The 11851-nt window shown below is 61.3% G+C and carries 13 protein-coding genes; 7 read left to right on the top strand and 6 right to left on the bottom strand.

What is annotated here, in order from left to right; all coding sequences use genetic code 11:
- Nucleotides 1–72 precede the first annotated feature (72 nt).
- The 6 genes from C9990_RS28540 (at nucleotide 73) to C9990_RS28505 (ending at nucleotide 6519) form a co-directional block, all read left to right on the top strand.
- Nucleotides 73–987, top strand: coding sequence for a branched-chain amino acid ABC transporter permease (locus C9990_RS28540; RefSeq protein ID WP_003236186.1), 915 nt, complete (start codon nucleotides 73–75; stop codon nucleotides 985–987).
- 2 nt (nucleotides 988–989) lie between these two features.
- A complete protein-coding gene (livM, locus tag C9990_RS28535) occupies nucleotides 990–2267 on the top strand; it encodes a high-affinity branched-chain amino acid ABC transporter permease LivM (RefSeq protein ID WP_065900168.1) in 1278 nt (425 codons plus the stop codon).
- Nucleotides 2264–3139, top strand: coding sequence for an ABC transporter ATP-binding protein (locus C9990_RS28530; RefSeq protein WP_065900169.1), 876 nt, complete (start codon nucleotides 2264–2266; stop codon nucleotides 3137–3139). Before livM ends, C9990_RS28530 begins: the two co-directional genes overlap by 4 nt.
- Nucleotides 3136–3852 (top strand): ABC transporter ATP-binding protein, encoded by a 717-nt coding sequence (locus C9990_RS28525; RefSeq protein WP_065900171.1) that lies wholly within the window; start codon nucleotides 3136–3138, stop codon nucleotides 3850–3852. Before C9990_RS28530 ends, C9990_RS28525 begins: the two co-directional genes overlap by 4 nt.
- 823 nt (nucleotides 3853–4675) lie before the next feature.
- Nucleotides 4676–5440, top strand: coding sequence for an SDR family oxidoreductase (locus C9990_RS28510; protein WP_065900173.1), 765 nt, complete (start codon nucleotides 4676–4678; stop codon nucleotides 5438–5440).
- A 173-nt stretch (nucleotides 5441–5613) separates the two neighbouring features.
- Entirely contained in the window at nucleotides 5614–6519 is a 906-nt protein-coding gene (locus tag C9990_RS28505; protein ID WP_065900175.1) for a cation diffusion facilitator family transporter, read from the top strand.
- Between the two features lie 120 nt (nucleotides 6520–6639).
- Here the strand turns inward: C9990_RS28505 and C9990_RS28500 are convergent, their stop codons facing one another.
- The 5 genes from C9990_RS28500 to ureE form a co-directional block, all read right to left on the bottom strand.
- Complete coding sequence (locus C9990_RS28500; RefSeq protein ID WP_106805308.1) at nucleotides 6640–7749, bottom strand: AGE family epimerase/isomerase; 1110 nt, start codon at nucleotides 7747–7749, stop codon at nucleotides 6640–6642.
- A 175-nt stretch (nucleotides 7750–7924) separates the two neighbouring features.
- On the bottom strand, nucleotides 7925–8497 hold the full coding sequence (locus C9990_RS28495) for a HupE/UreJ family protein (RefSeq protein WP_106805307.1): 573 nt from the start codon (nucleotides 8495–8497) through the stop codon (nucleotides 7925–7927).
- 22 nt (nucleotides 8498–8519) lie between these two features.
- Nucleotides 8520–9134, bottom strand: a complete 615-nt coding sequence (gene ureG, locus C9990_RS28490) for an urease accessory protein UreG (protein WP_065900180.1) — start codon at nucleotides 9132–9134, stop codon at nucleotides 8520–8522.
- 23 nt (nucleotides 9135–9157) lie between these two features.
- Nucleotides 9158–9832, bottom strand: a complete 675-nt coding sequence (locus tag C9990_RS28485; RefSeq protein WP_106805306.1) for an urease accessory protein UreF — start codon at nucleotides 9830–9832, stop codon at nucleotides 9158–9160.
- Complete coding sequence (gene ureE / locus C9990_RS28480) at nucleotides 9829–10329, bottom strand: urease accessory protein UreE (RefSeq protein ID WP_106805305.1); 501 nt, start codon at nucleotides 10327–10329, stop codon at nucleotides 9829–9831. The genes C9990_RS28485 and ureE overlap by 4 nt, the downstream gene beginning before the upstream one ends.
- A gap of 276 nt (nucleotides 10330–10605) precedes the next feature.
- Here ureE and C9990_RS28475 point away from each other — a divergent pair, with 276 nt between their 5' ends.
- Nucleotides 10606–11103: a C40 family peptidase gene (locus C9990_RS28475; protein ID WP_065900184.1), complete on the top strand. Its 498-nt coding sequence runs from the start codon at nucleotides 10606–10608 to the stop codon at nucleotides 11101–11103.
- A gap of 5 nt (nucleotides 11104–11108) precedes the next feature.
- On the opposite strand, the gene C9990_RS28470 is transcribed toward C9990_RS28475, so the two are convergent.
- Complete coding sequence (locus C9990_RS28470; RefSeq protein WP_065900186.1) at nucleotides 11109–11741, bottom strand: TetR family transcriptional regulator; 633 nt, start codon at nucleotides 11739–11741, stop codon at nucleotides 11109–11111.
- Between the last annotated feature and the right edge of the window lie 110 nt (nucleotides 11742–11851).

Here is an 11851-nt window from a genome sequence, read left to right as displayed (position 1 = left end):
TTTTTTCCTCCAAGAAGAGCCGCACACCGGCAACTGGCGGGTGTGCAGTCTCTCACCGCGTGAGATTGCGTTATGGATGGTATTTTCCTGCAGCAACTGGTCAACGGCCTGACCCTCGGGTCGGTCTATGGCCTGATCGCCATCGGCTACACAATGGTCTATGGCATCATTGGCATGATCAACTTCGCCCATGGCGAGGTTTATATGATTTCCGCTTACCTCGCGGCGATCAGTCTGGCACTGCTGGCTTACTTCGGCATCGAATCCTTCCCGCTGCTCATTCTCGGCACCTTGATCTTCACCGTGGTCGTCACCGGCGTGTACGGTTGGGTCATCGAGCGTGTCGCCTACAAACCGCTGCGCAACTCCACCCGACTGGCTCCGCTGATCAGCGCCATCGGGATCTCCCTGATCCTGCAGAACTACGCGCAGATCGCCCAGGGTGCCAAGCAACAAGGTATTCCCACCCTGCTGGCCGGGGCCTGGCGTGTCGACATCGGCAGCGGGTTCGTCCAGCTCACGTACACCAAGGTCTTCATCCTCGTGGCGGCGTTTGCCGGCATGGCGCTGCTCACCTATATCATCAAGTACACCAAGCTCGGCCGCATGTGCCGCGCCACCCAGCAAGACCGCAAGATGGCCTCGATCCTGGGCATCAACACCGACCGCGTGATCTCCTATGTGTTTGTCATCGGTGCCGCCATGGCGGCCCTGGCCGGTGTGCTGATCACCCTCAACTACGGCACGTTCGACTTCTATGCCGGCTTCATCATCGGCATCAAGGCGTTTACCGCAGCGGTACTCGGCGGCATCGGCTCCCTGCCTGGGGCGATGCTGGGCGGGATCATCCTGGGTATTTCCGAGTCGCTGTTCTCGGGGTTGATCAACTCTGACTACAAAGACGTGTTCAGTTTCTCCCTGCTGGTGGTGATTCTGATTTTCCGTCCCCAGGGCCTGCTTGGTCGCCCACTCGTGGCGAAGGTGTAAACATGTCTGCTGCCAAACCCATCGATATCAAGAAAAGTGTGGTCGATACGGTCCTTGCCGGGCTGATTTCGTTGATCGTGTTCGGTCCGATCGTCGGCGTGGTCCTCGACGGCTACAGCTTCAACCTGGAACCGGCCCGCGTGGCCCTGCTGGTCGCCATCGTGATGGTCGGCCGCTTTGCCATGAGCCTGTTCCTGCAAACCCCCAAGGGCCTGAAGATCCTGCAGGGCTTCGAAAGCAGTGGCTCCGGCGTGCACGTGCTGCCACCGGACTACAAGTCGCGGTTGCGCTGGATCATCCCGGTGCTGATCGTGATCGCCATCGTGTTCCCGATCTTCGCCAACAAGTACCTGCTGACCGTGGTGATCCTCGGCCTGATCTACGTGTTGCTCGGCCTGGGCCTGAACATCGTGGTCGGCCTGGCCGGCCTGCTCGACCTCGGTTACGTGGCGTTCTACGCCATTGGCGCGTACGGCCTGGCGCTGGGTTATCAATACCTCGGCCTGGGCTTCTGGACGGTGCTGCCGCTGGCGGCCATCTGTGCGGCGCTGGCGGGGTGCATACTCGGGTTCCCGGTGTTGCGAATGCACGGCGATTATCTCGCCATCGTGACCCTGGGCTTCGGTGAAATCATCCGCCTGGTGCTCAACAACTGGCTGTCGTTCACCGGTGGCCCGAACGGTATGCCGGTGCCGTCGCCGACCTTCCTGGGCCTGGAGTTCGGGCGCAAGGCGAAGGACGGTGGGATTCCATTCCACGAATTCTTCGGCATCGACTACAACCCCAATATCAAATTCCTGTTCATCTATATCGTGCTGTTCCTGGTGGTGCTGGCCGTGTTGTACATCAAGCATCGCCTGACCCGCATGCCGGTCGGCCGCGCCTGGGAAGCCTTGCGCGAAGATGAGATCGCCTGCCGCTCCATGGGCCTGAACCACGTGCTGGTCAAACTCTCGGCGTTCACCATCGGCGCTTCCACCGCCGGTCTGGCCGGGGTGTTCTTTGCCAGTTACCAGGGCTTCGTCAACCCGTCCTCGTTCACCTTCTTCGAGTCGGCGCTGATCCTCGCCATCGTGGTGTTGGGCGGCATGGGCTCGACGGTCGGCGTGGTGATTGCGGCGTTCGTCTTGACCGTCGCGCCTGAACTGCTGCGCAGCTTCAGCGAATACCGCGTGCTGCTGTTTGGCGTGTTGATGGTGGTGATGATGATCTGGCGACCGCGCGGCCTGATCCGGATCAGCCGCACCGGTGTGACGCCACGCAAGGGGGTAGCGCCATGAGCAAGGAAGTCGTCCTCTCCGTGGAACACCTGATGATGCACTTCGGTGGCATCAAGGCCTTGAGCGACGTGAGCCTCAAGGTCGAACGCAACTCGATCTTCGCCCTGATCGGCCCTAACGGCGCGGGCAAGACCACCGTGTTCAACTGCCTCACCGGCTTCTACAAAGCCAGCGGCGGCAAGATCGAACTGAACATTCGCGGCAAGCAGACCAACGTGATCCAGTTGCTGGGTGAGCGTTTCAAGGCGGTCGACTTCGTATCGCCGAAAAGCTTCTTCAGCCGGGTGTTCTACAAGATGTTCGGCGGCACCCACCTGGTCAACCGTGCCGGCCTGGCCCGTACCTTCCAGAACATTCGCCTGTTCAAGGAAATGTCGGTGCTGGAAAACCTGCTGGTCGCCCAGCACATGTGGGTCAACCGCAACATGCTCGCGGGCATCCTCAACACCAAGGGCTATCGCAAGGCCGAGAGCGATGCGCTCGACCATGCCTTCTACTGGCTCGAGGTGGTCGACCTGGTGGACTGCGCCAACCGCCTGGCTGGCGAGCTTTCCTACGGCCAGCAGCGCCGCCTGGAAATCGCCCGGGCCATGTGCACCCGGCCGCAGATCATCTGCCTGGACGAACCGGCAGCGGGCCTCAACCCGCAGGAAACCGAAGCCCTCAGCGCGATGATTCGCCTGCTGCGCGACGAACACGACCTCACGGTGGTGCTGATCGAACACGACATGGGCATGGTGATGAGTATTTCCGACCACATCGTGGTGCTGGACCACGGCAACGTGATTGCCGAGGGTGGGCCGGATGCGATCCGCAACGACCCGAAAGTGATTGCCGCCTACCTGGGCGCAGACGAAGAGGAGCTGGTATGAGTACACCTATCCTCGAAATGAAGGACCTGGACGTGTTCTACGGCCCGATCCAGGCCCTGAAAAAAGTCTCGCTGCACATCAATGAAGGCGAAACCGTCAGCCTGATCGGTTCCAACGGCGCGGGTAAATCCACGCTGCTGATGTCGATCTTCGGCCAGCCTCGGGCCGAGTCGGGGCAGATCATCTACAACGGCGTCGACATTACCCACAAGTCGTCCCACTACATCGCTTCCAACGGCATTGCGCAGTCGCCGGAAGGGCGGCGGGTGTTCCCCGACATGACCGTCGAGGAAAACCTGCTGATGGGCACCATCCCGATTGGCGACAAGTTTGCCACGGAGGACATGCAGCGCATGTTCGAGCTGTTCCCACGGCTCAAGGAGCGGCGCAACCAGCGCGCGATGACCATGTCCGGTGGTGAGCAGCAAATGCTCGCCATCGCCCGCGCGCTGATGAGCCGGCCCAAGCTGTTGCTGCTGGATGAACCGAGCCTGGGCCTGGCGCCGATTGTGGTGAAGCAAATCTTCGCCACGCTGCGCGAGCTGGCTTCCACCGGGATGACCATCTTCCTGGTGGAGCAGAACGCCAACCATGCGTTGCGCCTGTCGGACCGTGCGTATGTGATGGTCAACGGCGAGATTCGCCTGACCGGCACCGGTAAGGAATTGCTGGTGAATGAAGAGGTGCGCAACGCCTACCTGGGTGGGCACTGATCTAAAAGCTTGATGCAATAGCCCATGTGGGAACCGGCTTTATGTGGGAGCTGGCTTGCCTGCGATGCGAACACCTCGGTCTGTCAGGCAAATCGAGGTGAAGCTATCGCGGGCAAGCCCGGCTCCCACATAAAGCCGGTTCCCACATTTGTTTTTGGGGTGTCCACAGGCTCCCCGCCAAATTGTGGAAAACAAATCTGGCCTCCTCTGAAAGCGCGACATATAGCCGCCGCAAATCCCTGTTTTGTCACAGTTTTGACTTGTCCCCATCCGCTGTGGAACCGGCTGTGGGTAACGTGGGTGTAGCTCGCTGAAGGCCTTTATTTACGTGGCTTGCAGCATGGCGGTTGTTTTTTGACCAGCGGCTTTTTGCTGACCGGGCGAGGCCTTTGTCAACCTGTTTAAAGACACAGGTATATGACCGAAATATGTCCCTCCGGCCTGTGGATAAGTCTGTGACTAAACTCTGGAAAGACTGCCGCAGAGGCCGGAATGACTGGCCTGGAGCCATCGTCTGGATTTTCTGCGGGGTCATGGGCCTACATACGCCCCGGCCAAGGTCAAGCAAAAAACTTTCTAAAACCGCCTGCAGGCCTTGTACACAGCGGCTTCGGGTGTTTTGCACTTGCCCCCAAAGACTGTGGGCGCAGTTGTGGATAACCTGCGCGCATATGGCTGCAGGCCACGGTTTATAAGGCGTTGCTCGTAATGGTCAAAAAATGATCAGCTGTACATCAAGGTGAGTGCATAGCGGTTGCCGCCACCGCGGCGTACGGGCATTCTGCTGGCAACTTTTTTCCCCGATCACCGCAAGGAGAACACCATGTCCAACACGCTGTTTATTACTGGCGCAACCTCAGGTTTTGGCGAGGCCTGTGCCCGTCGTTTTGCCGAAGCCGGCTGGAAACTGGTGCTCACCGGTCGTCGTGCCGACCGCTTGAATGCGTTGGTCGAAGAGCTTTCCAAGCAGACCGAAGTGCATGGCCTGGTGGTGGACGTCCGTGACCGCAAGGGCATGGAAGACGCGATCGCCAATCTGCCAGCGTCGTTCGCCACCCTGCGTGGACTGATCAACAACGCCGGCCTGGCCGTGGGCACCGATCCTGCGCCCAAGTGCAGCCTCGACGATTGGGAAACCATGGTCGACACCAACATCAAGGGCCTGCTGACCACCACCAGCCTGCTGCTGCCGCGCCTGATCGCCCATGGCCGTGGCGCCGGGATCATCAACCTGGGCTCCATCGCCGGCAGCTACCCGTACCCGGGCAGCCACGTGTATGGCGGCTCCAAGGCGTTCGTGAAGCAGTTCTCGCTGAACCTGCGTTGCGACCTGCAAGGTACCGGCGTGCGCGTGACCAACATCGAGCCAGGCCTGTGCGAAAGCGAGTTCTCGCTGGTGCGCTTCGGCGGCGACCAGGCGCGCTATGACGCCACCTATGCCGGTGCCGAGCCGATCCAGCCGCAGGACATTGCCGACACCATCTTCTGGGTGCTGAACACGCCTGCGCACGTCAACATCAACCGCCTGGAGCTGATGCCGGTGAGCCAGACCTGGGCTGGGTTTGCTATCGAGCGAGGCGCCAAGTAAGGCATTGATTCGAATCGTCGGCATCGCCGGCAAACCGGCTCCTGCAGGTGGTCCTCTGTAGGAGCTGGCTTGCCGACGATGACGGCAAATCGGCCAAAACACGACATAAGGTACACTCCACCCCTGAAAACCCCTCCGCAGTGTGCGGTTTATAGGTTTTGACAGGAGGAAATGTGAGTAACCGAGGTGAGCAGGCACTGCTCAAACAATCGACCATCCTGATGTTCGCCGTGGCGATCGCCGGGATTGTCACGGGTGTGGTATCTGGCGCCCAATCCATTCTATTCGACGGCTTTTTCTCGCTGATCGCCACTGCCATCAAGGTGTTGATGCTGATCACGGCCAAGCTGATCGCCAAGAAAAGCAACGAACGCTTCCAGTTCGGCTATTGGCACCTGGAACCCATGGTGCTGCTGATCGAAGGCAGTTTCCTGTTGCTGATCGCCATCTACGCGTTTCTCAACGGTGTGTTCGGCATCATCAATGGCGGGCGCGAGATCGAGTTGGGCCTGGTGATCATCTACGCAGCGGTGTTTACCGTTGTCGAGTTCGCTTATTTCTTCTACGTGCGCTACCGCAACCGTACGCTCAAATCGTCACTGATCCAGTTCGACAACATCAGTTGGCTGGTGGACGCGATGCTGTCGGTGGGTTTGCTGATCAGCTTCCTGGCTGCACTGCTGCTCAAGTCCCAGGGCTATGGCGAATGGGCGGTGTATGTCGACCCGTTGATCCTGATCCTGCTGGCCCTGAGCATGCTGGCGCCGGCGCTGAAGATTTTGCGCCCGGCATTGCGCGAGGTGCTGGGCATTGCGCCGGATCATCTGGACGACAAAGTGCGTGAAGTGATGGACGCGGCCCAGGCCCGGCATGGTTTCGACGACTACGTGTCCTACGTGCAAAAGCACGGACGCGCACGGTTTATCGAGATTCATGTGGTATTGCCGGCGGATTACCCGGTGGACAATGTCGCCACGCTGGATGCGCTGCGTGAAGAGATATCCACAGGGCTGGGCAAGCCGGATGCGGCGCGTTGGCTGACGATCAGTTTTACCGGGGATCGCAAGTGGATTGCGTGATAGTCAGGTAGACCGAGGTGAGGCTTTCGCGAGCAAGCCCGCTCCCACAATTAACCGCGTCCTGCCTTTGGAATGCGATCAAATGTGGGAGCGGGCTTGCTCGCGAAAGGGCCCATGAGGTCAGCCCAAATGCTGGACCAACCCCTGATAGCAGGTCGCCAAATGATAAGGCGTGGTAGACGGCATATCCCGCCGGCTGACCTCGCCATGGGCATCCAGGCATTCGTTCCAGCCTTTGGCATGCAGGAATCTTTGCTGCAGCGCCTGCAATTGACGCTGCAGCACGGCTTCACTGTTCGGCCGCAAGGTCAGTGCCCGCAGGTATTCGGCCTGTGCCCAGATACGCTGGGTGCCATCACGCACGCTACCGTCCAGGGCCAGCATGCCGCTGACCGCGCCACTGCTGTTATCCACACCCTTCTGTTCGGCGTAGGCAAATGCGCGCGTCAACGACGCATGCAGCGGCGTGCCGCGCAGCACTGGCGATGACTCCAGCAAAAAGAACCATTCGAACTGGTGGCCGGGCTCAAACCAGTTATCCACAGCGCCCAGCGGCTTTTCCAGCATCACGCCGTGCTCGGGGGCAATGAAGCGCTTCTGCATCGCGTTGGCCAAGTCCAGCAGGGCGTCTTGCGTGATCGGGTCTTCACGCACGGCCAGCGTGGCAAGAAAGCCTTCGGCGAGGTGCATCAGCGGGTTTTGCAGTGGGCCGGACTTGAGGGATGACCAGTTGCGCTCCAGCACGGCTTCGTAGAGGCCGTCGCCGCTGGCGAACCGACTGGCGACCACTTCCAGGGCTGCGTCGAGCACCGACTCCACCAGTGGCTCACGCACCTTGGCCCAGTAGTGCGCACAGGCAAAGATGATGAACGCGTGGGTGTAGAGGTCTTTGCGTTTGTCCAACGGCTGGCCGGCGGGGTCGATGCTGTAGAACCAGCCGCCGTGCTCGGCGTCGTGGAAATGCCGTTGCAGCGAACGGAACAACGCCGCTGCGCGCTCTTCGGCGAAGGCCGCGCCGGGCTCGCCGATCAGGCTGGCAAACAGGTACAACTGCCGGGCGCAGGCCATGGCGCGGTAGCGTTGCGGGGGCAAGGGGCGGTGATCGGCGTCCAGCGCCTCATAGGGCAATGCCAACTCGGCGTTCCAGCCAGGGCCTTGCCAGAGCGGCACGATCAGGCTGTGGAAGTGCGAGAGCACGGTGTTCAAGGAGGGGTGGGAAGCGCTGGGCATTGGCTGGCGTCGTCACGGCAGGGGTGTTTGCCGCGCATGGTAGCAGGCTTGGGATCTATGGTGTTTGCGCTGGCGCTATCGCGGGCAAGCCCGCTCCCACATTTGGGTGTGTGAAACCGGTCAAATGTGGGCGGCTGGCTTGCCTGCGATGTGGCCCTTATCGGCGCGACAACACTCAGCCCGCCAACAACCACACCCCAGTCGCCGCCGAAGCCGCGCCGGCAATCCGCACCAACGGCGCCGCCGCTGCCGGCAGGAAGCGCACTACCGCATACCCGGCCGCGTGCAACACTGCCGTTGCGCCGACAAAGCCTGCGGCATAGGCCCAAGGGCTGGACATGTCCGGCAACTCCAGGCCATGGGCCACGCCGTGGAACAGCGCAAACAACGCCGTGGCAGCCACGGCCACGAACAGCGGCGGACGCACCGCCAGCGCCACCGCCAGGCCCAGGGCCAGCACCGAAGCGGCAATCCCGCTTTCCAGGGCCGGCAGCTCCAGCCCTTCAAAGCCCAGCACGCCGCCGATCAGCATGGTGCCGACAAAGGTGCACGGCAGGGCCCAGCGCGCGGCGCCTTTTTGTTGGGCCGCCCACAGGCCGACCGCAACCATCGCCAGCAAGTGGTCGATGCCGCTGAGGGGATGGCTGATACCGGCCACCAGGCCGTTGTCGCCGTGGCCCGGGTGAGCGAAGGCCAGGGCTGGGGCGAGCAGCAGGGCGGCAGCTGCGAGGAGTTTGTTGAGGCTCATGGACAGGTTCCTTGTGGGTTGATCAGGCGGCGGTCAGCAGGCCCTGGCGTTCGATGAAGGCGACGATGTCGGCCAGGCCGACGCCGGTTTTCTGGTTGCTGAACACAAAGGGTTTACCGTTGCGCATGCGCTGGGTGTCGCTGTTCATCAATTCCAGCGAGGCGCCGACCATCGGCGCGAGGTCGATCTTGTTGATCACCAGCAGGTCAGATTTGCAAATGCCAGGCCCGCCTTTGCGCGGCAGCTTGTCGCCGGCGGACACATCGATCACGTAGATGGTCAGGTCCGACAGTTCCGGGCTGAAGGTGGCCGAGAGGTTGTCGCCACCGGACTCCACGAGGATCAGGTCCAGGCCGGGGAAGCGGCGGTTGAGCTGGTCCACCGCCTCCAGGTTGATCGAGGCGTCTTCACGGATCGCCGTGTGCGGGCAGCCACCGGTTTCCACGCCGATGATGCGCTCCGGCGCCAGCGCCTGGTTGCGCACCAGGAAGTCGGCGTCTTCGCGGGTGTAGATGTCGTTGGTGACGACGGCCAGGTTGTAGCGGTCGCGCAGCGCAAGGCACAGGGCCAGGGTCAGGGCCGTTTTGCCGGAGCCCACCGGGCCGCCGATACCGACGCGCAGGGGTTGTGTGTTCATGTGCTTCTCCACAGTAAAAGGCCTCAGGAACGGAACAGTCGGCTGTACTGGCGCTCATGGGCCATGCACGCCAGGGACAGGCCGAAGGCGGCGCTGCCGAAATGGTTGGGGGCGATATGGCTGGCGTCCTGCTGGGCCTGTTGCAGCAGCGGCAGCAGCTCGCTGGTCAAGCGCTGCGCGGCCTGCTGGCCGAGCGGCAGGGTTTTCATCAATACGGCCAGTTGGTTTTCCAGCCAGCTCCAGAGCCAGGCGGCGAGGGCATCGTCAGGGCTGATAGTCCAGGCCCGCGCCGCCAGCGCCCAGCCCAGGGCCAGGTGCGGCTCTGGCTGGCGGGTGAGGAAATCCTCGGCGGTTTGGTCGAGTTCCGGCAGGCCATTGAGCAGTTGCTGCAAGGAGTAGCCCATCTGCCGGCTCTCCTGATACAGCTCGCGGGTTTCACGGCTGGCGCGGTGCTCTTCGCACAATTGGGTCAGCCGCGGCCAATCGAGTTCGGCAGCGGCGCGGCAATGGGCGAGCAAGAGGGGCGCTTCAAAGCGTGCGAGGTTGAGCAGCAGTTGGTCGCTGATCCAGCGCCGCGCACTGGCCGCGTCGTTGACGCGACCGTTCTCCACGGCCATTTCCAGGCCCTGGGAATAGCTGTAGCCACCAATCGGCAATTGCGGACTGGCCAGACGCAGCAGCGCCCAGGCTGGGTTCATGGGCGCACGCCGAACTGGTGCAACTTGGGCGGGTAGTTGAAATCTTCATCGCCATGCCGCGAATGATGGTGGCCACCGCCGTAGGCACCGTGCTCCGGTTGGAAGGGTGCCTCGATGGTCTCGGCGTGGGCGCCCAGTTGCTCCAGCATGGCCTTGAGCACGTAGTCATCGAGCAGGCGCAACCAACCGTCCCCCACTTGCAGCGCCACATGCCGGTTGCCCAGGTGATAGGCGGCGCGGGTCAGTTCGAAGGCGCTGCTGCAGGTGACGTGAAGCAGTTGTTCAGGTCGTGCAACGACGCGTACGACGCGTCCGTCTTCGGCCTGCAGGCATTCGCCATCGTGCAGCGGCGGCTGGCCACGCTCCAGGAACAGGCCGACATCTTCACCGTCGGCACTGAAACAGCGCAGGCGGCTTTTGCTGCGTGCTTCGAAATTCAGCAGCAGCTCGGCGGCCCAGAGGGCTTGGGGGGCGATTCGGCGGTGGATCACCAGCATCAGGAAGCTTCCGGCAATGAGCGATGAGAGTGCTAGAGCAAGGGGCTTGCCAACCCCGGTGAAGGGTAGGAATTGCTTGTAGGCAGTGTAGTAGTGCTACTAAAGAGGGCGTAGGAAGTTTCTAGCGGTGAACCAAAGTGGTGCGCGCGGCAGTAGGGCGCACCTGTCATGGGCGTTTTAGGACTATTCCTACAAGTGATGCGGATTCGGCGTTCAAAACGTTACGCACTGTTTCTTTAGGCTGTGCGCCGTGTTTATCCCAATGCGACGTTCATCATGTTCAAGTCATTTTTTTGTTTAGTGATTGTCAGTCTGTCTCTCGCCATTTCGTCTGCGTCGGCCAATCTACAACCACGCCCTTTGTTCACGGCGTCCTTTAAAGAAGCGTCCATTGAGGATGTGGTTGACCGTGCCCACCAATTGCTCGGCACGCCTTACAAATGGGGCGGTGCCTCGGCGGAGCAGGGCTTCGATTGCAGCAGCTTCCTGGTGTACCTGTTCAAGACCGAAGCCAATATCCAGATTCCGCGCACTACGCTGGCAATGCATCGATCAACGGCGGCGACCATCAAGCGCCATGCACTCAAGCCTGGCGACGCGGTATTTTTCAAAGGTAATGGGCGCGGCCAGGTCAGCCATGTGGGGCTGTACATCGGTGACGGCAAGTTCATTCATTCGCCGCGCGCCGGCAAAAACGTGCGTATCGATTCGCTGAGCAATTCGTACTGGAACAAGCACTACACCACCGCGAAGCGTTTTCACCCGGCGGGGTAAGGCGCTTATTCGGTGCTGCCCAGGCCCTGCCAATGCTTCAGGCCGATAAAGATAAAGCGCAATTGCTGGGTGATTTTCGCCTGGGGCGTGAGGTGGGCAGGCAGCGCCTGGGCGGGCGGGTCGATGATGTCGGGGAGGGTGGCGAATACACTTTTGACGATGAGGTCGGCCATCACGTGCAGGCCTTCGGCATCCAGGTGTTGCAGCTTGGGCATCAGCGTCAGGTCGGCCGCCAGGTCGCGGGTGATGTCTTCGCGCAAGGCGCCGATGGCCTGGCGCACGGCAAGGCAGCCGCCGTATTGCTCGCGGGCCAGGAACAGGAATTGCGAACGGTTGGCCGAGACCACGTCGAGAAAGATCCGCACGGAGGCATCAATAATGCCGCCCATCACGAATTCGTTGTGGCGCACCAGGCGAATCGTGGCGCGAAAGGTCTGGCCCACTTCACTGACCAATACCAGTCCGAGCTGGTCCATGTCGGCAAAATGACGATAGAAACCGGTAGGCACGATGCCGGCCGTCTTCGCCACTTCACGCAGGCTCAAGCTGCCAAACCCACGGCCACACTCCATCAGATGGCGGGCTGCGTCCATCAGGGCGAGGCGGGTCTGTTGCTTTTGTTCGGCGCGGGGCAGCATTGGCGGGCGGGCTTTTGTCGACAAGTACAGCGCTGCACTCTAGCAAAACAGCTTCGCTGGCGTCGAACTTGACTGGGCAGGCGGGGTGACAGGTGCTATGAAAAGTCAAA

The organism is Pseudomonas sp. S5D5, assembly GCF_003013355.1.
GTDB classification, from domain to species: Bacteria; Pseudomonadota; Gammaproteobacteria; order Pseudomonadales; family Pseudomonadaceae; genus Aquipseudomonas; species Aquipseudomonas aylmerensis.
This window is presented reverse-complemented; position numbering and strand designations above follow the sequence as displayed.